Origin of the sequence: Bacillus atrophaeus, from assembly GCF_001584335.1 — a bacterium.
Classification (GTDB): domain Bacteria; phylum Bacillota; class Bacilli; order Bacillales; family Bacillaceae; genus Bacillus; species Bacillus atrophaeus.
The window spans coordinates 153,169-176,224 of sequence record NZ_LSBB01000018.1; the positions used below are offsets into that span (position 1 = coordinate 153,169).

Genomic DNA, 23,056 nt, shown 5'->3' on the forward strand with positions numbered 1-23,056 from the left:
CCCTCTTCACATTTCTTCCGTTTCTCCCTCTCCGCCCGGTAGAACTCATGAAACATCTTCATCAGCGTCCGTTTCTCATTCCGAGATATATAGCTGTGCAAAATACTGAGTTCTTTGGCAATCTCACGTTGCGTTTTTTCATTCTTTAAATCAAGCCCAACCCGCTCAACTTTCTCACGGTCATCTAAAATGTCAATGTATTGCTTCAACTTTTTAAAAACTCCATATTAAGCTGGATTGGATCAATCACATCTTCATTTTCTGACTTCAGAACGTCGATCAGGATTATTTCATTCCCTTCTTTATCCTTAGGGAAGATACAACTTTTTTAGGGAAAAAACGTCCAAAAGATGGGGGATATCCTGTTAAATGGATTTTTGCAACAATGGTTCGTGTGGAGGGGTTTAATATCGACAAAAAAACTTTTAAAAGGTTAATGATTATACCCATTATATTGGTTTGTTATGTTTTATTCTTAAACCCAGAAATTGTTCTTGAGGAGCAATGTCCTAATAAGCTTTACAGTTTAAGAATCGTAAAGCACGGATCGGGTATTTTTGATAAGAAAATTGTTTTCATATATTATAAGATTAACGGAAAAACAGTAGCAATTGGGAATTTGGCGTTTTTTGAGAATTTTGGCAGGGATATAGATGTTACTTGGGATACGAATACTGATGATGGTACTTGGTGGATAGATAAAAACGTACATTTAACTATGACCTATGCTGAAAATTTTAAGGGGAATTTAGATAAGAAAGAAATTGTTTTTGATTATAGTACTGTACAATAAATAACGAATTTTTTTCTTTAAGTTTATTTAAAGTATGGATTGCACAAAAGAAGCGCCAGTTGCGGCTCTTTTGTGTACTGATTTAAACTGATTTAGCAGCAGTCTTTCATTTTCTTTTCTTACAAAATATATCAAAGTTGATATAAAGTGGCTGAAAGAATCTGACCCAAGCGGGCAGATATATCCACTATTTACAGGCAGGTCGAGCGGGAGGATGTTGATTTTGCACTAGTGTTAGGGCCTAAAACACCCATTCCTTCTGCATTTGATACGGCTGCTACCATGTTCGCATCCGTGATCCAGCGCATGGGCTGCTTGAACCATGGGTTATGATCTCTTAAAACCTTTGCAAAATGAAAAGCAGACAATTAAATTGTCTGCATCAACAAGGTATTTTGACTGGTTGAATTTCAAGAATGGAATAAGAATAACTTACTCAAAATCATTTAATTAACTAAGTAACGTATAACGTTGTTTTACTGATGTATACTTCCCTTCGCAATCCGTTCATTCTGTAGGGTGGAAATAAATTTAAATAATCGTATGTCTATTCATCATAAGTTTCTCAAAATCCCTTTGAGGGCGAAGGTGTACTAAGATAAAAAGCAATTTTTAAATTTCACTGGGGAAATTTAAGCACTAATCAAATCTTTAAAGAACTTAATGTTGACATCAAAATTTGGAACAGTTTGATATTGTTCGGCTGTTTTGACTAATTTAACAACTATATCATTATAAGGAGTTGAAATGCCTGTCCCTTCAGCTAATCTTGGAACAACTCCATTAATGTAATCAATCTCAGTTTTGCGTTTCTTTTCAATATCCTGAAGCATACTCGCTTTTAACAATCTTGATGATTCCATTGCTGCCCTAAACGTTTGGATACGATCAGGAAGGTCATTTTCGCTTGTTAATTCCAATGATTCTATATCAAGGCCCCCCATTTTAGCAAATGTGACACCATTTGCGTGTCCAACCTTGATTGTCTCATCTGCAATATGAACTGCACTAACAATGCCAATTTCATTGTCAAGAATGTCTCCATATTTTCCGTTTAATGCTGCCGATAAACCACTGAACGCATTATTAATAAGTAGTTTTGACCACTTCGTTCCAACTAAATTGTCGGAAATATGCGTTCCGCCCACAAGGTCTAAAATAGATTTAATTCGCTGGATTCTTTCTGTTATTTCACCGTTTAACTCTCCAATTTGAAAAGCGTACTTCTTAAAGTGAGCATATTCGGTTGTAAGACGAGACACGCCTGGTTCAATAAACGTAGCACCAAATTCAACAGAACCTGCAATTGTACGTTCACGACCGACAATGGATGCTACTTTTTCTTCTGGTATACCGTTTTGTAAGGAGCATACAATGCTATCGGCCCCTAAAAACGGAAGCAACTCTTGCAGCACTGAATCGTTATATAATTGTTTCGTTAGAAGTAAGACTAAATCATATTTTCCTGACTTGTTTTCAGGGGTAATGGCTTTCACCTTTGCTTGAAAGTCTGTTGTACCGATCACTTTTGCACCTTTATGATTTAAAGCATCTACATGTGCTTGATAAGTATCGATTAATTCAACATCCATTCCGCCGGCAGCAAGATACGCTCCAACTATGGTTCCTAAAGAACCTGCTCCTAACACTGCAATTCTCATTAGAAAATCCTCCTTATTTTTCCTCTAAATAATTATAAACAGGTCGTACATTATTTAAGGTCAAATCCGTTAAGATATGTGATGCCGAAACGACTTCTAATACGGGTAAATCAGCTAAAGGTGCTAAAGCATGTTCGAACAATTGAAGTCGTGCGGGACCTGTCCATGCCCCTTTAATTTCAATATCTGTAATTTGTGTTCTTACCAAGTCACAAACCCTTAACTTACCACTATAATCTGTTACGATTTTAACCATGAAATTAGGTCGGCAAATTTCACTTTTAGCTTGTTCTTTATCCATTTCAACGTGTTTATATCCCATCGTAGCCGTTGCCACACGAAGTGAACCGTAATCAAGCGTACCAACAAGGGTATCGGAATCTACATATAGATTTGGATTTCCCAATTTCTTTGGATAAGCACTAAGCTCTCTTCCACTGGCGATCGCGGGGAAGTTGTCCACGTACATTGAATGTACATAATCACCTTCCTCACCATTAAATGAAACAGGAATGACTTGTCCAGCCTCAGTATAAGCACCTAGCCCAGAAACATCGGGCATCCACATCACTTCAAATTTAACCAAAGGCTCATTGATTTCAAGAGGTTCTGGCACTGCCGCTCGTAAAGCTTTTTCATCTGTTCGGTAAATGATATTAAGGTACTCACGGTTAACAAATTTATAGGTTGGTACGGGATATGATGGAGCTGTTAATGGTGTATTGAAGTTTTTTGCTATGTTATTTACATCAATTTTCATGTCATGACACCTTCCTTTTTTCACTCAAAAGCGATTCTTTTTTCATATGTCTTACGTAATTAGATTACATCTATATTTACATTTAATCTAATACATAATAATGTATATATATATTTATTGTAATAAATAAGGAGTCTAAATAGATGGAATTACTTCAGCTAAAATACTTTCAGACAGTTGCCTTTACAGAACACATGTCTAAAGCAGCCAAACTATTAAATATCGCCCAGCCTTCTTTAAGCCTGACGATTAGAAGACTTGAGGATGAATTGGGAACTAAATTATTTGAGAGGAAAGGGAGGAATATCCAATTGAGTTCGTCAGGAAAAATTCTGTTGAAGCATGTAAACAGGATTTTTACTGAGATCGAAAATGCACAAATGGAAATTCAATCAGAGGAACATCAAATTGCGAATGCCATTAGAATATCGATTTCCAATGCTAGATTCCTTAGCAAGCTAATCAGTGAATATATTAACCGCTTTCCTGAATCAAAAATTCAGCAGGGAATCGGAGTAAAAAGCGGAATAATGACGAGTTTAAAAAAAGGGGATATCGATTTAGGAATAGCAAGTCATCCTATTCAAGATGAAGAGATAGAGAGTTGTGTGCTGATAAATGAAGATATTGTTCTGGTTTTACCCTCGAACCACAGGTATGCAGATAAAACTGAAATTTCGTTAAGCCAAGTCGCTGATGAGCCATTTATTTCACTTGCCAATAATGAGGAGTATAGTGGTTTTACAACCTCACTTTGTGAGAAAGCAGGCTTCAGCCCAAATCATGCATTTGAGGTCGATTCTAATTTACTGGTCGAAATTATAAAGCTTGATCAGGGTGTTGCTTTACTTCCTATTTCAGTTTGTAGAACATTGGGGTTACATTATATAAAAATTGCTGATAATTCTGCTACATATCCAGTCGGCTTATCTTGGATAAGGCATAAAGTATTATCTTCTTCGGTAAGAAATTTTCGTGATTTTATTATTTCATACTATAAAGATAACTATGAGATGTTCAAGGTTTAATAAAGGTGTTTCCATTAGTACTTTAGAAAATTTTTAACGTATGCATTCATTTCATCATCGACACGTTCATAATGAAAAAATCTAAAGGCAATTTCAGAAAAAATTACTTAAAAATGAAGGAGAGGGATAGCGAAAAGTTATCCTTTTTTGTGTGGAATTTTTGACGCTCTCTCCTTTACCGGAAGCCTCGAAAGTATTGATATTGCCGTAAAAAAAGAAAATCATGTAACAAAATGTACCTTTTTAAATTAAATATTAGATGGCTTTTCGGTCTGAACAGCTGGACGGGAGTAAAGAACAGTTGGATTGCATGCGTGATCCAGCGAAATCAAAGCACTTTTAGCAGTATATGGGGATTGGTTGGTCTCAGCATCGACCGAAAATCTTATAACTGGGCCTAACGCAATGAATGTCAAAGTGTACAGACCTATGCCGAAGTCGGTTTCAAACTCATCAAAGAAGAAAGGAAAAGCTGAAAAAGGTCTTCTGCGGCCGACTACAAAGCCCGACGTTGATAATTATGTAAAGGGTGTGAAAGATGCTCTGAACCATCTTATTTATAAAGATGATAGTCAAGAAGTGGATCTGAAAGTCAGTAAGTTTTATAGCGAAGACCCAAGGATGGAAGTCATGATAATCGAGGTTTCTGCCTAAAATAAAAAACACCGAAGCGCTTAGCCTCAGTTGTTTTGAGTGTACAATCCAAGAGAAATAAACATTAGAAAAGATTTTACGATTGAGGAGAAGATTGACCCAGGGAAAGTTCAGATCATTGTTTTAGATGGGAATCAAGGTACTGCACATGTCTTAGAAGCTCCTGAACATGGTAAAACAGTGATTCATACTTTCCATATGGACCAGAGTCTAGCTTTAAAAATTTCAAAGAAAATTACAATCCAGCCAATCTAGTTGAACTAAAAGCGTTTCTTTTAAAAGATAATGGGTCATTAGAGGATATTGATGAAATAGACTCCATTTTTAAGAAAGATATATTGATCAAACATAGGAAACTATTTGAGAGACATGAATTAGAATATCAACATCACAAGGCAATAGTGAAAAATAAAAACAAATTTTAATTAAAGCATCCTAACCGGATGCTTTTTAAAATTCTTTTAAGCTTCTTTCAATATAAAACATAGCGAGACAGACAATGGGCTGCTACATTTGAGTATGAATTGGATTAGGATTAAAGAGAAGGATCATCGTTCGGCAAATTCTGCAAAGGGTTTTTTGCTTAGATCTCTTGCCGATATATAGGTAGGAGGTGAAAACATGACAAGAACAATTGAGCTTTTAGGGATCAGTAAAGAAGATTACATAAAGAGCAGAAAATAAAAAAGCATCCTTAGGGGTGCTTTTAATATTTCACCACTGAACCTGGAATGTAAAAGTAGCTATAAAAGAAAATAAAAAGAGAGGCTTTAGAATGATCCTCTCTTTTTATTTTAACGCTGATTTAGAAACTTTGGCAGCATCGGTAAAGTTAATAACATAGCATAACGCCATAAAAACTTCTTATGGCGTCTGTCGTACAAGGAGGTGAATTCCCAAAAGGCCGTTTGGATTAAAATGCCTCAAGACTAATAAAGGAATGTAGCGCCAACAATGATTAACAAAATGAATAGCACCACGATCAAAGCGAAGGAGCTACCATATCCATTTGAGTAACCAGTATTTCCGTTAGAATATCCACCGAAGAATCCCATATTTCCACCTCCTTTAGGGGAGATAGTATAAGGTATGCCAAACAATAATTTTTGACATAGATTTAAGTCTAAAAAGAAGAAATGAATATTTTGTCTAAAGGTGCCATAGCGGACACATCAGCAAAAGCTATTAAAACAAACACAAACTCAAACATGAGGTCCGGAGGTGGGTGAGATGTAATGCCAAGACCACGAGATCCACGTAGAGACAAAGCTTTTCGTTTGTGGGAAGAGAGCTGCGGGAGTAAGAAGTTAAAAGACATTGCTGAGCAATTAAAAGTAACAAGCAGCACTGTCCGCAAATGGAAGGCAAACGATAAATGGGAAGAAAAAATTAACGTGAGCGCTCCTAAATCGAAAGGGAGCGCTCTTTTTTTCGTCCAGGCGCTCCAAAAGGTAACAAAAATGCAAAAGGGAACAAGGGAGGAAGGGCACCGCTTGGTAATAAAAATGCAATAGGGAATAAAGGCGGTGCTGCTCCACTAAGAAATCAAAACGCTTTAACTCACGGCTTTTTCTCAAAATTCTTACCTCAAGACACACTCTCTATCATGGAAGAGATTCAGGAGCGCTCACCTGTCGATATGATATGGGACCAAATCCAGATTCAATATGCTGCAATTATTAGGGCGCAAAAAATCATGTTTTAATGTTTATCGTATGCCTTGTGATGGTATCTGCTTCATTTATCTTTCCATTTAGTTATCAGTTTAAAAGCCAATATTTGTTCAAAGGCTCACTTATCTTACTTGGTATTTATATGGTATTAGTTAATACCTTGTTCCGAAATTTGAATGATATAATCAGAGAATGTATTCGAATATTATTATCATTACAAAATCTTAATGTTTATTTGTTAATTCTGTTTTCGGTTATGATTCTATATGTTTGTTCTTGGCTTCTATCGATACGTATTTATAGAAATAAAGTATTTTAAAGGAAGGGGGTAGAATTCTACAGAAAGAGATTTTTACTGATTGGTTTAATCATCCCAATTCTCATATGTTGTAGAAGGAACGGTGTCTTAAATCAATGTTTGTGGTGTATTTTGAAGTTAGGTGTTACTCATACATTGGATTACCTGATAGAATTTACGGTCCAAAAAAGCGAAATCCAAACAATATTGAAGTGAAAAAGAGCCCATCTCCTTCTATGAGAAGGGAGAAGGGCTATCCACATATTTAACATGAGTTTCTGAGTGATACATAGCTTTTTCAAATGCAGCTATTCATTTTTATCTCCGTAATCAATATCCTGCCCGATCGAATCATGAAGGGATACGTCTTTTTTGTTGTTTTCATTTCGCGTTAATGCATGATGAGGATTTCATTATTAATTACAAAAGGGGGGAGCATAGATTTTCCGTCACTGATTGTTAAATAAATGTTGGGTCAGCTTCCTGTAATACATGTTCAAACGGGGTCTGTGTATGTCTTAGAAGCTCCTGAGCATGCAGAACAGTGATTAAAACTGTAAAGGGCAGCCTTGCGCAGGTTTAATAATAAGATAGATTTTATGGTTATGTAAATGAATAATTGAAAAAACCCACTAAAATGTGGGTTCTTTATATGCGCTAACGGGGTAATAACTATTCTTCATCTTCAAAGAAACCGAATAGTTTTTCTTCATCATATTCATATTTACGTCCTAGATTATCTGTATCTCTTTCGTGCTGTAAAAGAACTTTATAGTTTTTTCCTTTGAAGATTCGTTTTCAGTAACACTTAAGACGGTTACTTTATCGTTCTCATATGTCTTTGCAAAAAGTCTAATCTCCTCAATTGTATCCTTTACATCTGTTTCATCACCATTAAAAAAGTCTAAAGAAACTTCAGTTATGTATTTTTCAATCATGGCTAGCTCCCTGCTAATATGTATTAGTTCTTAAAGGATAACGGAAATCTAATCAACAGCTATCACTGGATGGTGAAAGAGGTTCAACAGTTGCAGAGAGTACTCTATGGTTCAGCAACTCCGATGCTACTTTTGATAAATTACCTTTTTTGCTTTCCCATCCTAATTTTCTTGCTTCTCCTTTATTTATGTAATTTTCCGGCATCGGCCATTGATCGCCATCTCATCCATACTGAGCAACACCCCGATTTTACATTAGGGTTACATAATGCATTAAAAGATAAATTAGACTTACCAGACTACTATGGGGAAAATTTAGACGCTTTATGGGATTGCCTTACAGGGTGGATAGAGTTGCCGCAAACTTTAGTTTGGAGAAATTTTGAGTCTAGTAAAAAGTTTTTAGGTTCATACGCTGATAATACATTAGAAGTTTTACAAAGGGCTCAAAAGGAATTAGAAGATGAGTTTAAAATAATAATAGAGTAGACTTTCTTTTTTGGTTTTGTGAATTTGAAAAGAGTTGCTTAGCGGCTTTACTTGGGTTCAAGAATGCTGCTGAGGTATTTTATTTTCAAGAAAGCTTGTCCTCATAAGTATACTTTATACTTTGAAATAATGTATTGGCGCACTATGGCCTATCACTACAGCCTTTCTTAACGAGCCCTAAGCAAGCTATTTTTACGATCGTTGTCGTTTCCGCTTGGCAGGGAGGGGTTTAGATGCTCATTTTTTTAGCTTTGGTAGTACTGTTATTCTTGCAATAGTTGAATAAAAGGCATCGACAAAATATCTACTATTGCAAAAGCTGATTCAAAAGTTACTACCTTAAAAACATTAAAAGCATCCAAAGTCAGTGCTAATAAAAATGGTGAATATGTTAAACTCCCAAATGTTTTTGAACTGCAATATGCAATTGCTGATGGCGGATCATTTCCTTTTAACACAATCGATGAAGAAAGTTATAAAAAATCTGTATTTCACCTATTTAAGCAGTCTTCCGAAACAAATAGCACATGCGTGTAGCTACCCGAGCTAGCTATATATAATCGAGAACAGGTTTCGCGATTCGCTTTTTCATTGTCTTTATGCAGCAGTTGAAAGAAACAGGTCATACACGTTCGGTACCACCAGCATATCCGCAGGTACTCGAGCATTTCAGCAAACAATTCTTCTTCCCCCAAGGAGACCAAATTCATAAGGTTATATGCATGTGGAATAACACAGGGCTTCTTCGCGAAAAATCTATTGGATTTACAGAAAGTCTCCTTCTCTTCATGCTAATCTTCAAATTTTAATAACAATTGATGAATGATATTAGAGATACAAGTAGGTGTTTTTATCATCCCATTGTTAATCCATTCCTCTATAATTCCTACTACACCTGAAACGATAAATGTTGTTTCGAATTTCTCAGTTTCCGTAATTGAATTTGCTGATTGTCGTATCATGCTCAATTCCTCAATTACTTTCGTTTTAAAAAACTCTTTCAGTTTGTTGGTTGAAAGGACATTCATTTTTGGTTTTGTTAACAATGTAAAAATTTCGACGTTTTGATATATGTATTCTGTAGTTTTTTCTATAAAGGTCAGCATGCTTAGTGGATCCTCACTTGGAAATGATGAATCATAAAAGCTTCCTAGCTGTTCAAATATCTCGTCTTCGATCTGCTCATATAAGTCAAACACATCTTTGTAGTGAAGATAAAAGGTGCCTCGGCCTATATCGGCTTTTTTAGATAAATCGGAAACAGTTATTTTGTTGATTTCTTTTTCCTGAAGCAACTTTAAAAAGGCATGTTTTATAGCACTTTTTGTCTTGATTGATCGTCTGTCCCCCATAGCGTCCTCCGTTAATATACAATTCATCATGTATTGTTCATTAATGAACATGTACAGCTAAATTGCAGATTGATACTCGAATTTTCTTACCATTATAATGAACATGTGTTCATGAGTCAAAACATGTTTATTGGGAAAGGAGGTGTATCAATGTTTCTTTATCGACAAGCAAGAGCTGATGAATGAAGCAAAGTGCCAAAGCAATCAATATCCTTTTATGGATTTACTCGTAAAACGCGGAAAAAATGATCGTTCATTTATTTTTGAAATGCATAAAGGACTAACAAAAGCATATTTTAAAAAGCATTTCTGTTTTTTAGGCATTCAGAATGGTGAAATTGTTGTTGCAGCTCTATTAAAACATCGTGATAAACCTGACATTAGCTTGATCGATTATATAGCAGCAGGGGGGATAAAAATAATAAAAATGGGGGGATTTTTAGTATTGAACATGTTGACGGTGACTAATGAGGCTGAAAAATCTTACAAATCCTTAAAAGAGCCGGCATGGTATTTAGAAGTATTAGGAGTATTGCCATCTTATCAGGGAAAGAGTTTGGGCAGCAAAATGATCAATGACTGTCTAATACCTTTTATTTCAAAAAGCAGGGGCGGCGTCTTGGCCCTATTCACCAATACTGATCTGAACAGATCATTTTACAGAAAGAACGGCTTTGAAGAATTTAGTGAATCCCGTATCAGGCGATTTAATTATGAAATTTGTAATTGGGGATTTAAAAGAAAAGTCCTTTTTAAAACATATAATTAGGAATCTTTTTTGTGGTAGATAATGACTTTAATATTTATATTTTTTTAATTATGGGTGAGATTGATTGATCGAAGCCTTCATGAAATGAAGGCATTCAGATCAATAGAAAGTTTTACAAATCGTACTGATTTTATATTTAGAGATATCATAACCTTTAATGAAGATGGAGGTTGAATGAATGTCTTCAAAACAAAAAAAGAGTGTAACTATTTTGACGGAAAGTCAATTGTCTTCCAGGGCATTTAAAGATGAAGCGTATGATTTTTACAAAGAATTGCGAGAATCACACCCTCTCTACCCATTAGCTTTAGGAACTATGGGGGATGGCTGGCTCATAACAAGATATGATGATGCAGTACATTTATTAAAGAATGAAAAATTAAAGAAAAACTATGAGAATGTAATTACTGCAAAAGAAGAAAAGCGTCCTGTTCTATTGAAGAATGAAGAACCTTTAACAAAGCATATGCTTAATTCAGATCCCCCCGATCACAATCGCTTGCGAACTCTTGTTCAGAAAGCATTTACTCATCGGATGATTTTGCAGTTGGAAGACAAAATCCAACATATAGCAGATTCTTTATTAGATAAAGTACAGCCCAACAAATTCATGAACCTAGTAGACGATTATGCGTTTCCTTTGCCGATTATCGTGATAAGTGAAATGTTGGGCATTCCACTAGAAGATCGTCAAAAATTTAGAGTTTGGTCGCAAGCAATTATTGATTTTTCAGATGCCCCTAAAAAACTTCAGGAGAATGACCAAAGGTTAGGGGAATTTGTTGAATATCTGGAATACTTAGTTCGTAAAAAAAGGAACGAACCTGCAGGAGATTTAATCAGTGCCTTAATTCAAGTGGAAAGTGAAGGCACACAATTAAGTACAGAAGAACTGTACTCGATGATTATGCTGCTTATCGTTGCAGGTCATGAAACAACCGTAAACTTAATCACCAATATGACATATGCTCTGATGTGTCACGATGATCAACTAGAAAAGCTTCGCCAGCAGCAGGACTTGATGAATTCAGCCACAGAAGAAGCATTGCGGTTTCACAGCCCTGTTGAGTTAACGACTATTCGCTGGACGGCTGAACCGTTTATACTGCATGGGCAGGAGATTAAACGGAAAGATGTGATCATAATTTCCTTAGCATCAGCAAACCGTGATGAAAAGATATTTCCAAATGCCGACATATTTGATATTGAAAGAAAGAATAACCGCCATATTGCTTTTGGCCATGGCAGCCATTTTTGTCTTGGTGCACAGCTTGCCCGCTTAGAATCAAAGATTGCTATTTCCACTTTATTACGCCGCTGTCCAAATATACAGATAAAAGGCGAAAAGGAACAAATTAAATGGAAAGGGAATTTTCTGATGAGAACACTTGAAGAACTGCCGCTCAGTTTTTAATTTTTTGGGGGATATGTAATTTTCAAACATTTCTCATTTTTGAGAATGTGGGCAGAGATATAGATGTTACTTGGGATACAAATACTGATGATGGACCACTGAAACGTAAGATTAAGAAATTAGAAGATAATAACAAGCAACTTAGGATCAATTGAAAGTTGCTTACGCAGAGGTATATAAAAAATTTTAGTTTATGTCGAGAAAGATGTTCACCTTCACTGCTTGTTAGAGGAAGTGATTCTTCCCTTAAGGGAGATCACTTTTTCTTATTCGACTAAAGCAGCAGTTTAGCGGAAGAAGGAGAAAAATCAGTTGACTTACTTGAATACTAAATAGGTGTAAAAAGTGGTTATTAATACGAAGGATTGAAAAAGAAGAACACGCAGCAGATTCATTTGCTCTTGTTGGGGGGCAAGTGTTGACAACTCTATTAGCTGGTTTAATTAAAGAAGGAGTATAAAACCTGTATCAATGATGTTACTAGATATCTACGACACAGGTTTTATTTCTAGGTAACTAATATTCTTATATATTTAACATTACATTTTTTTATTATGCAATAGTTCACTCTATTTCTGCTTTCAATTTTTCGAACCACTCTAAATTAACCAAGTGATGTGAACGGGAATTTTCGTTCATACGGCGAAAGTAATTGATTGTGCCGGGAATTTCTTGAGTAATGGACAGGTATTCATCAAGGAGCTCGATTCGAGTTTTAGTCTGATCGATTTGTGATTGGATCAGATCCAGTAATTTATTTTTGTCGAAATCATCGGCAAAGAGTAACGCCCCATAAAATTGCAGGTTCACATATTCCGATTTGGTGCCGTATTTGATCATTAATTTTTCGAATTCTGCCCTTCCCGATTCTGTGACTTTAAAGTTACGGATTTCACGCCCGCTGGTTGAGGGTTTCTGCTGAATCTGTTCAATAAAACACTTTTCTTCAAGTTGCTGCAGATTGTAATAAAATGAACCTTTCGTGAAGTTAACAATGTATTTGTAATGACGTTTTTCCATTAAGGCCAGAAGTTCATAGCCGTGAGCTCCGGGGTTTTGGATTAGCAAGCCAAGGATAAGTAAGGGAATTATGGTTTCATCACCTTCGCCATCCGCGCCTCAAATTCCGCGTACGTGATTTTACCCGAAGCCAAATCCATACTATGAAGGTAAATCTGTTCTGTTTTAGAATAGTCACCATTCACTTTCAGTGATTGCTCCTCTCCCGAAATGGGTTTCAGGATATGGTACTTTTTCGAAAAAGCCTCGAAATAGCGGTAACCGAATTTGCGTTGTGAAGCTGCGTCTAAATGAATGCCATCAGGATTCGCAGTCAAACCTGCTGCAGTAACAAAATAACAATTCTGTTGATCATTAGCAAAACGCAGCAATTGTTCATTAACCTGTCGAAATTCGGTCGCGTGCTGTCCAAAACCGGTCTTCCCAAGAAAGTCACCAAGCCCTCCAATAATCAACGGTACCTCATCAAGTTTCAACTCGTTTCTTAGCGTCTCGATGATAAGAGTTAATTTCTCGTAATAAGTTTCATGTAGCGAACGATAACTGTCACTCTCACCCTGGTGCCAAAGGATTCCACAAATTTGACTGGACCGGAGGGCGAAGCGGGCTTCGGACAAAGCATGCTGAAAAAGGATGCCTTCCGGATGCCAGTCATTCAATAAACTGCCACCTTCCGCACAAGGGATCAAGCCAATTTCTTCATCGGGATGAGCTTTCGACCATGCATCTGCAAAAGATGCCGCCAGGCCAACGCCGGAAACCGGACGGTCATAATTAATCGGCTCTGTCATCATCTGCCACTGTCCATTGCGCAGCATTTTTATTTTTTCATTATAGATAGGGTCTACTTCATTCAAAAATCCACGGCCCGCCATATTCGACTGCCCCAACATTAAAAAAGACTTTATCATCTCATTTTTCACTTCTTTACATCAATATTTTAGTCTAATTAGACTATAGTCAATTCAGTTTGTCTTGTAAAGTTATAACAAGGTTTTATTTTTTTATTAGTATGTATGAAAAACAAACTAACATTGAAAATTTGGTGGATGTATTTGAGAAATAGCAAGTTCTTTGCTTTTTCTTATCCAACTATCGGGGGTTTTAGTTTCAATAACGATCTTCCACAATCGGGCGCGATTATTGAACAAGAACTAAAGGAGTGATACATATTGATGTATAATATGTATCACTCCTTATTTTTTACGGCTTTTTTTGATTTAGGTCTTGATAAACAACGAAAAAACAACAAAAACCCTGTCATGTAAGGGTTCCTATGAGGTTCAAAATCATTTTTCATAGGAAATACGTTCAATGATGGAGGTGTATCCCAAATGAAATGGATTGTTAAAAAGGGAGGGCTATGTTGAAGGGGTTAAATATCAATAAAAAATTTTTAAGCATAAAGAGGAAGAGCGTCAAAACTCTTCCTCTTTTATTTGGATGGAATACCGAAATTTTCTCTTGGGAAAATTTATTTTTTAGCAAATCCCTGTTTATTTAAATACTCAAGCATGAAGGGGAGTTTGCTTCTTTCAAGATGATCTTCAATATGATCTTTCCACCCCTTTACTTTTTTCACTGTGAAAGGCACTTTAACAGGACGATTCTGGTAATACTCACTCATCTGTTGATCATAGGTTGCTAATTTTTCATCATCTAGTGATTCATACTGATTATCAAACATGACCATTGATTGAGGCAAGCGTGGTTTTAATCCAGGTTTCTCTTCAGCAGGGTGGCCCATGCATAGCCCTACTAAAGGAACCACATGTTTTGGTAAATGTAATACCTCAGTTAATTCTGTAATATGTAGTCTAATTCCACCGATATATACGCCACCGAGTCCCATTGATTCGGCTGCAGTCAAAGCATTTTGAGCCATTAGCCCAGCATCAAATGTACCTATTAAAAGGTATTCAATATACTCAAGATCTACATCGGGAGCGATTTGATGATTTCGGTTAAAATCTGCACAAAAAATCCAAAACTCTGCTGCCTCTTCAATATAAGGCTGGTTCGCAGAAAGCTCCATCACTTTTTTTCGAAGATCTGGATCTGTAATTCTAATGATAGAAACGGCCTGAAGAAGGCTGAAAGATGAAGTTTGATTAGCTGCCTTAAAGATTGCTTCTCGTTGCTCCTTTGTGAGAGGTTGATCTGTAAAAGACCGAATGGAAGTATGATTACAAAGTAATTCAATTGTATTGTTCATATTGACACTCTTCCTTTCTTACATATTAGATTCAAGCTGATTAAGTTGGGCTAGAGTTACTTTTGAAAAATAGTGTAACTTGTATACAATATGATAAAATCAGCACTCTAATTTATGAAGAGGGCAATTTAAATTGCCGTAGTACATTTTTTTGTACTTAGTACCAAAAACTAGATAAAAAGGTGGCTAGATTTTGTTAAAACGGATATGAAAAAGAATTTAAATGGAATAAACAAAAGATTATTAATCCGGCAAATGTCCCGAAAAAGGAAGCTTGTGTCAACCTGCTTAGTTAGTAAAAAAAAGCTGTCACATTCGACAGCTTCTGATCTTTTAACTCTTGCCCCGTTACTTTAATACATTTCTTCACAAACTCTTATCGTAAAATTACTCTATCTGCTCCCCAAACTTCTTTCCGAACTCTTCCATCAAATCAATTATAGGAATGAATTCTTTCCCTTTTGAGGTTAGTGAATACTCTACACGAGGAGGAACCTCAGGAAACACCTCTCGCTTAATTAATCCATCTGTTTCTAGTTCTCTCAGTTGCTTTGTAAGAGAACCTTGTGAAATGTCCCATAAAAAAGCTTTAATTTCGCTATAACGACGTTTTTTTGTTTTTAAAAACCAGAGAATAATATATTTCCAGCGTCCCGAAAGCATATTTTGGGCATATGCAATTCCATATACTTCTCTTTGTTCCTTTATACACTCTTTGTCAAATCCATCCTTACATATTTTATACACCTTTTCACCTGCTTTCAGCTGTTAAGTACAGAAAAATGTACTACGGCAATTTAAATTGCCTACTTTAAATAGATGAGAAACGGTTTTATTCTAGTATATGTAAAAGAAATACTCAATACTCATTGCGCTTTTCTTAATATATGTTTACGATTTGGTGAACATATAATGGTATAACTTTAAGCAGAAATATTCTTTTATATACAAATTCTTTAGGAGGGAAAATAGTGAAATTCGGAATTATAGGTGCAGGAACAATTGGGTCAATTATTTCTAAAAAATTAGTTGAGAATGGGCATGATGTCAAAATTGCAGATGCAAGGGGAATTGAATATTTAGAAGGAAAAGAGCTTGCTGGAACCCCTGTGCGCGTAGAGGATGCAATTGAAAATATTGATGTTCTTATCATATCTCTTCCTACAAAAGCAATGTCAAGCATTCGAAATATGATCGATCAAGCCGGAGAGGAAGTAATCATTGTAGATACTTCAAATTATTATCCTTTTAGAGACGACAAAATTGATGAAATCGAGAACGGGATGGTTGAAAGTGTTTGGGTTTCAAATCAATTAGGCAGACCTGTCATTAAAGCATTCAACAATTTATTAGCCTATACTTTAGAAAATGAAGGAACAACCGTAGACGCTAATGAACGAATTGCGATGGCAGTTGCTGGTGATGATGCATCACAAAAACATGTAGTCATAGACGTAGTATCCGAGTTAGGCTTCGATGCAATAGACAGTGGTTCTTTAAGTGATTCTTGGAGACAGCAGCCAGGAACTCCTGCTTACTGCACAGAGCTAACAAAAGATGAACTTACGAAAGCGTTGAAAAAGGCGAATAAAGAAAAAGCACCGTTACTACGCGACAAAGTGATGGAAATATTTGCAGAGAAAAAGGATGTTAAATTTTCACACGAGGATGTTGTGAATCTAAACAGAGAAATATACAATTCATAAAAACAAGCTATCATAAGGAAGAAATTAAAAATTATAGAAAATGAAAGTAAAGAGTATAATAAAAATAAACATTCATAACGTGCAAGATGGTTTTATAATGTTGAAGGCCTAATGAGTGTAGTAAAAACCGGTGGTTTAATACCATCGATTTTTTTTACTGCTTTTATATACTCATTGAAAATCACCTCATTATTAGGACAAACAGTTATTACATAGCATTACCCGAGGGGTGATGCATTTTATGAAGGTAATAATCATCGAGGGACCTCAAGCTGACAAATGCATTAACGATTGCTATCATTATTTAATAAAACGTTATAGGAAGGAGATCCAGGGTGATAGCAATATATGTAAGGGTATCAACCGAGGAACAAGCGATCAAGGGATCGAACATAGACAGCCCAGATCGAGGCCTGCATAAAGAATGCAGGGACTAAGATGTGCTGAAGTATGCTGATGAAGGGTTTTCTGGTGAGCTGCTTGAACGTCCAGCTTTTAACCGCTTAAGGGTGGATGCAAGTAAAGGACTCATAAGCAAGTTATCTGCAATGACTCAGCTATATTGATGATGATTAGTCTAATTCCATTTGACAGTAATGGTAATAAGTAGCATCTTAATATTTACTCACTTTGTAGATACAGACAGAGCTTCAAATGTTGGTTTCATAATAGTTGGAGATCAAGTTAGGGACTAAAGGAAGGAAAGAACCTTTCTTTTTTGCTTGGAAGGAAAAAACCGTGCCCATTTTGTGCCTAAAATAGATATAAAATGATGCAATGAGTGTATTGGATAACTTCAGATGCTTGAAAGCTTCTGTAACTGACAATATACTTCCACTTTATTGAGGGCCTCGAACTAATAAAGAGATACCAAAGCCATATTGGTATCTTCTTTGTTTTTGCTTTAGAGCTATTAAATCCATCTAGGAGTGCCATGACTTGAACTCAACAACAGTAACTTAATACTATATCGAATCTATTTGAGGAAACTGATTGATGATATATTGCTTGAAGTTTTCAGTGACAGGTGATAGATACTTCCCTTCAATCCAGGAAATACCAACTATGCGCTCGAACCTTGGCCAACTAATGCGAACCTTTGCGATATTTGTTTGGTCTAAGCCTTTAAAATCAGGAAGAATTGAAACCCCAAGACCCGCTGCAACAAAACCTGCGATTGTAGCAGCTTCTTCGCCTTCAAATACAATGTTTGGGGTAATATTAACCTGTTCAAATATATGATCTATGGTTACTCGAAGAGCAAAACCTTCTTTCATTAAAACAAAAGGCTCAGTAGCAATTTCGTTTAAGGTAATATCCTTACGAGTAGCTAACACATGTTTTTTGGGCAAAAATAAAAAGAGCTCCTCCTTCCATAAGGGCTTCCACATTATATTTGATTCGACTGGAAAAGAAGCAAGCAGGCAGAGATCTAGTTCACCTGATTTTAGTTTATCTAAAAGCTGATTAGAGTGAGACTGGTTTAATTGGAAATGAACATTTGGGTATTGATCTTTAAATGCTCCAATTAAATTTGGAACGATCGTTGTACCCAGAGTGTGTAAAAAGCCTAAAGACACTTCACCTTGATCTGGTTGTAAAAGGGATTGAATTTCTTCCTTTCCTTCAGTAAATTCTTTAATGATGGAATCGACCCTCTCGAGGAATCTTTCCCCATATTTATTTAATGTAATGGATCGGCCTTGTCTATCAAAAAGCGGAACCCCTAAGTAATTTTCTAATCTAACAATAGACCGAGAAAGTGCTGGCTGTGTTATTGATAACGTTTCAGCAGCTTTAGTTACATGCTGTATACGAGCAAGAGTTTGAAAGTACTCTAATTGTTCCCATTCCATTAAAACATCCACCTTTTTATAAATCATTACATAAATGAATTAAAATCATATTTATTATGCATTATACATCATAATTTATTAGTGTTATGATAAATTTATCGAAAAAATATATGAATTTTTATATGAATTTTAAACTAATTGTGTATTCAGAAGGAGGATTATTTTAATGAACTATCGAATTGAAAAAGATACTTTTGGAGAAATAAAGGTGCCTGCTGATAAGTTTTGGGGAGCGCAAACACAACGTAGTAAAGAGAACTTCAAGATAGGTTCTGAAAAAATGCCTATCCGTATTGTTAAAGCTTTTGCTATATTGAAGCGCAGTACAGCTATTGCTAATAATCGTCTAGGTAATTTGGATAACGAAAAAACAGAGGTTATTACAGCAGTTTGTGATGAGATTCTTGAAGGCAAATATGATGACAATTTTCCACTCGTTGTTTGGCAGACGGGAAGCGGTACACAAAGCAATATGAATGTTAACGAAGTGATAGCAAACCTTTCAACAGCTTTATTTAAAGAAAAAGGCTCTATACAAACCATACATCCAAATGATGATGTCAACCGCAGTCAAAGTTCGAATGACACTTTCCCAACAGCGATGCATGTTGCAGGTGTATTAGCCATCTATGAACAATTAGTTCCTGCACTTGATCAACTTCGGAACACATTAGATGAAAAAGCAAAAAAATTCAAAGACATTGTAAAAATAGGTCGTACACATCTTCAAGATGCTACACCTTTAACCCTTGGACAAGAAATTAGCGGTTGGGTGTATATGATTGATCGTTCGAAAGAAATGATATTGGAAGCAACTGAAAAAATGCGTGAACTTGCTATCGGGGGTACGGCAGTAGGGACAGGTATTAATGCACATCCACAGTTTGGAGAAGTTGTCTCAGAGGAAATCTCGAAGTTTACAGGCCAACAGTTTAAAAGTTCACCTAATAAGTTTCATGCCTTAACCAGTCATGATGAAATAACGTATGTACATGGTGCTATGAAGGCATTAGCTGCTGACTTAATGAAAATTGCGAACGATGTTAGATGGCTTGCAAGCGGTCCTCGCTGTGGTATCGGGGAAATTTCAATCCCGGAAAATGAGCCTGGCAGCTCCATTATGCCCGGTAAAGTTAACCCTACTCAATGTGAAGCCCTTACCATGATTGCGGCTCAAATTATGGGGAATGACGCAACTATTGGATTTGCTTCAAGTCAAGGCAACTTTGAACTAAATGTATTTAAACCAGTTATTATCTATAACTTCCTCCAATCCGTGCAATTACTGAGTGATGGAATAAAATCTTTCCATGATCATTGTGCGGTTGGTATTGAACCTAATAAAAAAACCATTAAGGAAAATCTCTCCGGATCTTTAATGCTTGTCACAGCATTGAATCCTTATATCGGATATGAAAAAGCTGCGAAAATTGCTAAGTTTGCTCATAAAGAAGGCTTAACGTTAAAAGAGGCTGCTGTGCAACTCGAATTATTAACGGAAGAGCAATTTGATGAAATGGTTAAGCCAGAAGATATGGTGAAACCAAACATTTAAAACGTTTTAAGAAAAAAACTAGTTATTAACCAGTAACTAGTTTTTTCTTTCAATTTTGATGAAACCATGAAGGGTTCTTACTTCACATAAGGTTTTAATCAATGAAAAGAAGCTTGTATGTTACTATGATCGTTAAATAAATTATTTCTTTATTGAGGGCCTAGTGTGAGGGAAAACCGAGGGTATATACTATCGGTTTTTTTACTGCTTTTTTATACTCATTGAAAATCATCTCATTAGGACAAACAGTTACCCAAGGGGTGATGCATTTTATGAAGGGATAATCTTCGAGGGACCGCAAGCTGGCAAATGCATTAACGATTGCTATCATTATTTAATAAAATTTTATTAGGAAGGAGATCCAGGGTGATAGCAATATGTGTAAGGGTCTTAACCGAGGAACAATCGATCAAAGGATCGAGCATTGACAGCCAGATCGAGGCCTGCATAATAAAGCAGGGACTAAGGATGTGCTGAGGTATGAAGGATTTTCTGACGAACTTTTAGAATGTCCGACCTTGAATCGCTTGAGGGAGAATGCAAGTAAAGAACTCATTGGTAAAGTTTGCTAAGGTCCTGGCCGTCTTACTCGTAAATGATCATTGAGCTTATCAGTGCTGACGAGTTGAGAGAGTGAGACATTTTCCATTCTGTCTGCATTAGTTTCAAAAAGTTTTAAAAGAAGCAATGAATGAGAGAAAGCCGGAATATTAGATCCGGCTTCTTCTACATTATTTCCCCTTTGCTTTCTTCCGCTTCTCCTTCTCCGCCCTGTAAAACTCATGAAACATCTTCATCAGCGCCCGTTTCTCAATCCGTGACACATAACTGCGGGAAATCCCCAGCTCCTTCGCGATTTCCCGCTGCGTCTTTTCTTTTTTTAAATCCAGACCGAATCGGCCGACGATGACTTCTTTTTCACGATCATCTAAAATGTCGATGTATTTTTTTACTTTCTCAAGTTCCATATTAAGCTGAATCGTATCAATCACATCTTCGCTTTCTGATTTGAGGACGTCTATCAGGCTTATTTCATTCCCTTCTTTATCCTGGCCGATTGGATCATGAAGAGAAACATCTTTTTTCGTTTTTTTCAATGCTCGCAGGTGCATGAGGATTTCATTTTCGATACATCGCGCGGCATATGTTGCAAGCTTTGTGCCTTTTCCGGCGGAATAGCTTTCAATCCCTTTAATGAGCCCGATCGTTCCGATGGAAATGAGATCCTCAGCGTCTTCTCCTGTATTTTCGAACTTTTTCACAATATGGGCCACCAAGCGAAGATTATGCTCAATCAGCATGTTCCTTGCGTGTTCATCCCCTTTGGCCATCAGTTCTAAGTATTTTTTCTCCTCACTGCTTGAGAGCGGTTGTGGAAAGGCATTGTTTTTCACGTAAGATACTAAAAAGACAAGCTCTTTAACGACAAAACCGAGCGCTGTAAAAACACCTGTCACCATCGACACCTCCACAAAAGTATGTAGGCAAAAGCCTATATGTAAATGTATGTGGGGGGCGGGTTGTTTGTGTCTGTACAGGGAAATTTATAAGCGGACCGCAAAAAACAGTATTCTGGGAGGCGGCAAGTATCATTTATTTTTTTGACATTTTCAAAAGATGAGGGAACTTTTTATAAATGATGAACATAAGAATCAGAATGTACGCCCCGTAAATGCCGAAAGACATGAATTTGTTGCTGGTGAAATTGGCACCGGCTATAGTGACAACGAGAATGTTCGGGATTTTTCCTAGTAATGAAGCGGTGAAAAAGACGCCCCATCGCACTTCACTCAGCCCGCAGACAATGTTCATGACAAGAGAAGGGATAACAGGAATGAGCCTTCCTAATAACACGGCGGTAAAGGCATTTTTATTAAAGGAAGCTTCATATCCTTGAATTGCCGGATAGGCATTTACTTTTTTTCTTGCCCAATCTCTAAAGCTGTATCTGGCCAGAAAAAACAACATCACGGTGCCTAGCATCGATCCTGACAGTGTGATCCATACGCCATTTGCTATTCCGAACACAGCGCCATTTAAAGCGGCAATCAATGCAAACGGCACGATAGGGAAAAAAACATCCGCCGCAATAAGCATCACACTAAATAGAATGGAAACCATTCCGCCTTCTTTTATGACATCCAACCAAGCTTCTTTTTGAAAAAAGCCGATCGCAATTATTCCGATAATCACTAAAATGCTAAAAGTCTTTTTGAACATATCAATATTCACTCCTACCACTTATGCTGATGTCAGGAGCAAGGAATCTCCGCCATCTATAGCATCTAGGATAGTATAACTTGACTGCTTTTTGCCGTCCAACGTAAACCAAAGAATAATAGGAAGCGGTGAAACAATGGAAATAAAATTAAACCCTATAGCGTATGTCCAAAACAGTATTCATAATGTAACCGATGACCATTGGGGTTCCGTTATATCAGTAATAGAGCTAATTAATGGAACTGAGACAGCGTGGCAGGGAATAGAAGAGTTTTCACATGTGGATATTATCTTTTATTTCCATGGTGTATCAGATGAAAAAATTACATATAAAGCGAGGCATCCGAGAAACAACAAAGCCTTCCCGGAGATCGGGATATTTGCACAAAGAGGGAAAAACAGACCGAATAAATTAGGAGTTACAACTGTCGAACTGGTGGAGCTTAGCGGAAATACTATTACAGTAAAGGGGCTGGACGCGATAAATGGAACGCCGGTTCTTGACGTGAAGCCTGTGATGAAGGAATTTCTCCCCAGAGGTGAAGTAAAGCAGCCGGAGTGGTCTGTCTCTTTAATGAAACATTATTGGGAGTAAGCACAATACTCCCTATGACAGATGGAGTCAGTTTCTTAAGTGAATAAGGCTTTTTACTCT

22 protein-coding genes and 6 pseudogenes are annotated in these 23,056 nt (G+C 36.6%); 15 read left to right on the forward strand and 13 right to left on the reverse strand.

Annotated elements, in window-relative coordinates; translation table 11 throughout:
- Positions 1 to 5: 5 nt before the first annotated feature.
- Positions 6 to 310, reverse strand: a pseudogene (locus AXI57_RS09530) (hypothetical protein); the annotation flags it as partial.
- A 75-nt stretch (positions 311 to 385) separates the two neighbouring features.
- On the opposite strand from AXI57_RS09530, the gene AXI57_RS09535 reads away from it, so the two are divergent.
- On the forward strand, positions 386 to 793 hold the full coding sequence (locus tag AXI57_RS09535; protein ID WP_061669939.1) for a hypothetical protein: 408 nt from the start codon (positions 386 to 388) through the stop codon (positions 791 to 793).
- Positions 794 to 1,425: 632 nt separating this feature from the next.
- Here the strand turns inward: AXI57_RS09535 and AXI57_RS09540 are convergent.
- Together AXI57_RS09540 and AXI57_RS09545 are read right to left on the reverse strand one after the other, a co-directional pair.
- Positions 1,426 to 2,454, reverse strand: coding sequence for a ketopantoate reductase family protein (locus AXI57_RS09540; protein WP_061669940.1), 1,029 nt, complete (start codon positions 2,452 to 2,454; stop codon positions 1,426 to 1,428).
- A gap of 13 nt (positions 2,455 to 2,467) precedes the next feature.
- Positions 2,468 to 3,214, reverse strand: coding sequence for an acetoacetate decarboxylase (locus AXI57_RS09545; RefSeq protein WP_061669941.1), 747 nt, complete (start codon positions 3,212 to 3,214; stop codon positions 2,468 to 2,470).
- Between the two features lie 143 nt (positions 3,215 to 3,357).
- Between AXI57_RS09545 and AXI57_RS09550 the strand changes: the two genes are divergently transcribed.
- From AXI57_RS09550 to AXI57_RS09560, 3 genes and pseudogenes are all read left to right on the forward strand, one after another.
- Positions 3,358 to 4,242, forward strand: coding sequence for a LysR family transcriptional regulator (locus AXI57_RS09550; RefSeq protein WP_061669942.1), 885 nt, complete (start codon positions 3,358 to 3,360; stop codon positions 4,240 to 4,242).
- Positions 4,243 to 4,552: 310 nt separating this feature from the next.
- A pseudogene (locus AXI57_RS09555) lies at positions 4,553 to 4,896 on the forward strand (RusA family crossover junction endodeoxyribonuclease); the annotation flags it as partial.
- 39 nt (positions 4,897 to 4,935) lie between these two features.
- A complete protein-coding gene (locus AXI57_RS09560) occupies positions 4,936 to 5,151 on the forward strand; it encodes an XtrA/YqaO family protein (RefSeq protein WP_061669943.1) in 216 nt (71 codons plus the stop codon).
- Between the two features lie 674 nt (positions 5,152 to 5,825).
- On the opposite strand, the gene AXI57_RS09565 is transcribed toward AXI57_RS09560, so the two are convergent.
- Positions 5,826 to 5,951, reverse strand: a complete 126-nt coding sequence (locus tag AXI57_RS09565; RefSeq protein WP_061669944.1) for a YjcZ family sporulation protein — start codon at positions 5,949 to 5,951, stop codon at positions 5,826 to 5,828.
- A 180-nt stretch (positions 5,952 to 6,131) separates the two neighbouring features.
- Here AXI57_RS09565 and terS point away from each other — a divergent pair.
- Both terS and AXI57_RS20815 read left to right on the forward strand, forming a co-directional pair.
- Positions 6,132 to 6,458: pseudogene (gene terS, locus AXI57_RS22025) on the forward strand (phage terminase small subunit); the annotation flags it as partial.
- Positions 6,459 to 6,621: 163 nt separating this feature from the next.
- Positions 6,622 to 6,888, forward strand: coding sequence for an ABC-2 transporter permease (locus AXI57_RS20815; protein ID WP_238380183.1), 267 nt, complete (start codon positions 6,622 to 6,624; stop codon positions 6,886 to 6,888).
- A 710-nt stretch (positions 6,889 to 7,598) separates the two neighbouring features.
- Here the strand turns inward: AXI57_RS20815 and AXI57_RS09575 are convergent.
- Positions 7,599 to 7,805, reverse strand: coding sequence for a chromosome partitioning protein ParA (locus AXI57_RS09575; RefSeq protein ID WP_081112771.1), 207 nt, complete (start codon positions 7,803 to 7,805; stop codon positions 7,599 to 7,601).
- A gap of 51 nt (positions 7,806 to 7,856) precedes the next feature.
- Here AXI57_RS09575 and AXI57_RS21565 point away from each other — a divergent pair.
- Positions 7,857 to 7,931: pseudogene (locus AXI57_RS21565) on the forward strand (sigma-70 family RNA polymerase sigma factor); the annotation flags it as partial.
- Positions 7,932 to 8,030: 99 nt separating this feature from the next.
- Positions 8,031 to 8,294, forward strand: a complete 264-nt coding sequence (locus AXI57_RS09580) for a barstar family protein (protein ID WP_061670242.1) — start codon at positions 8,031 to 8,033, stop codon at positions 8,292 to 8,294.
- Between the two features lie 791 nt (positions 8,295 to 9,085).
- Here the strand turns inward: AXI57_RS09580 and AXI57_RS09585 are convergent.
- Positions 9,086 to 9,646, reverse strand: a complete 561-nt coding sequence (locus AXI57_RS09585; protein ID WP_061669945.1) for a TetR/AcrR family transcriptional regulator — start codon at positions 9,644 to 9,646, stop codon at positions 9,086 to 9,088.
- Positions 9,647 to 9,824: 178 nt separating this feature from the next.
- Here AXI57_RS09585 and AXI57_RS09590 point away from each other — a divergent pair, with 178 nt between their 5' ends.
- Together AXI57_RS09590 and AXI57_RS09595 are read left to right on the forward strand one after the other, a co-directional pair.
- Positions 9,825 to 10,415 carry a GNAT family N-acetyltransferase gene (locus AXI57_RS09590; RefSeq protein WP_238380178.1) on the forward strand — a complete coding sequence of 197 codons (591 nt, stop codon included), beginning with the start codon at positions 9,825 to 9,827 and terminating at the stop codon, positions 10,413 to 10,415.
- Between the two features lie 178 nt (positions 10,416 to 10,593).
- Entirely contained in the window at positions 10,594 to 11,829 is a 1,236-nt protein-coding gene (locus AXI57_RS09595) for a cytochrome P450 family protein (protein WP_061669946.1), read from the forward strand.
- 564 nt (positions 11,830 to 12,393) lie between these two features.
- Here AXI57_RS09595 and AXI57_RS09600 read toward each other — a convergent pair.
- From AXI57_RS09600 to AXI57_RS09615, 4 genes are all read right to left on the reverse strand, one after another.
- Positions 12,394 to 12,921 carry a PadR family transcriptional regulator gene (locus tag AXI57_RS09600; protein ID WP_061669947.1) on the reverse strand — a complete coding sequence of 176 codons (528 nt, stop codon included), beginning with the start codon at positions 12,919 to 12,921 and terminating at the stop codon, positions 12,394 to 12,396.
- Positions 12,918 to 13,760 carry a sialate O-acetylesterase gene (locus tag AXI57_RS09605; RefSeq protein WP_061669948.1) on the reverse strand — a complete coding sequence of 281 codons (843 nt, stop codon included), beginning with the start codon at positions 13,758 to 13,760 and terminating at the stop codon, positions 12,918 to 12,920. Before AXI57_RS09605 ends, AXI57_RS09600 begins: the two co-directional genes overlap by 4 nt.
- Before the next feature lie 563 nt (positions 13,761 to 14,323).
- Complete coding sequence (gene nfsA / locus AXI57_RS09610) at positions 14,324 to 15,064, reverse strand: oxygen-insensitive NADPH nitroreductase (protein ID WP_061669949.1); 741 nt, start codon at positions 15,062 to 15,064, stop codon at positions 14,324 to 14,326.
- Positions 15,065 to 15,451: 387 nt separating this feature from the next.
- Entirely contained in the window at positions 15,452 to 15,811 is a 360-nt protein-coding gene (locus AXI57_RS09615; protein ID WP_061669950.1) for a winged helix-turn-helix transcriptional regulator, read from the reverse strand.
- A gap of 224 nt (positions 15,812 to 16,035) precedes the next feature.
- On the opposite strand from AXI57_RS09615, the gene AXI57_RS09620 reads away from it, so the two are divergent.
- The 3 genes and pseudogenes from AXI57_RS09620 to AXI57_RS22035 form a co-directional block, all read left to right on the forward strand.
- Positions 16,036 to 16,770: an NADPH-dependent F420 reductase gene (locus AXI57_RS09620; protein WP_061669951.1), complete on the forward strand. Its 735-nt coding sequence runs from the start codon at positions 16,036 to 16,038 to the stop codon at positions 16,768 to 16,770.
- 241 nt (positions 16,771 to 17,011) lie between these two features.
- Positions 17,012 to 17,119: pseudogene (locus tag AXI57_RS22485) on the forward strand (hypothetical protein); the annotation flags it as partial.
- Positions 17,106 to 17,312 (forward strand): annotated as a pseudogene (locus AXI57_RS22035) (recombinase family protein); the annotation flags it as partial. The pseudogenes AXI57_RS22485 and AXI57_RS22035, both read left to right, overlap by 14 nt.
- Before the next feature lie 423 nt (positions 17,313 to 17,735).
- Here AXI57_RS22035 and AXI57_RS09630 read toward each other — a convergent pair.
- Positions 17,736 to 18,626, reverse strand: a complete 891-nt coding sequence (locus tag AXI57_RS09630) for a LysR family transcriptional regulator (protein WP_061669953.1) — start codon at positions 18,624 to 18,626, stop codon at positions 17,736 to 17,738.
- Between the two features lie 166 nt (positions 18,627 to 18,792).
- Here AXI57_RS09630 and fumC point away from each other — a divergent pair, with 166 nt between their 5' ends.
- Positions 18,793 to 20,181, forward strand: coding sequence for a class II fumarate hydratase (fumC, locus tag AXI57_RS09635; RefSeq protein ID WP_061669954.1), 1,389 nt, complete (start codon positions 18,793 to 18,795; stop codon positions 20,179 to 20,181).
- A gap of 731 nt (positions 20,182 to 20,912) precedes the next feature.
- Here the strand turns inward: fumC and sigK are convergent.
- Both sigK and AXI57_RS09645 read right to left on the reverse strand, forming a co-directional pair.
- The gene (gene sigK, locus AXI57_RS09640) at positions 20,913 to 21,641 is read right to left on the reverse strand and encodes an RNA polymerase sporulation sigma factor SigK (protein WP_174522092.1); all 729 of its coding nucleotides are present in this window, start codon (positions 21,639 to 21,641) and stop codon (positions 20,913 to 20,915) included.
- A gap of 133 nt (positions 21,642 to 21,774) precedes the next feature.
- A complete protein-coding gene (locus AXI57_RS09645; RefSeq protein WP_061669955.1) occupies positions 21,775 to 22,401 on the reverse strand; it encodes a TVP38/TMEM64 family protein in 627 nt (208 codons plus the stop codon).
- A 136-nt stretch (positions 22,402 to 22,537) separates the two neighbouring features.
- Here AXI57_RS09645 and AXI57_RS09650 point away from each other — a divergent pair, with 136 nt between their 5' ends.
- Positions 22,538 to 22,996: an SAM-dependent methyltransferase gene (locus AXI57_RS09650; protein ID WP_061669956.1), complete on the forward strand. Its 459-nt coding sequence runs from the start codon at positions 22,538 to 22,540 to the stop codon at positions 22,994 to 22,996.
- The last annotated feature ends 60 nt before the right edge of the window (positions 22,997 to 23,056 follow it).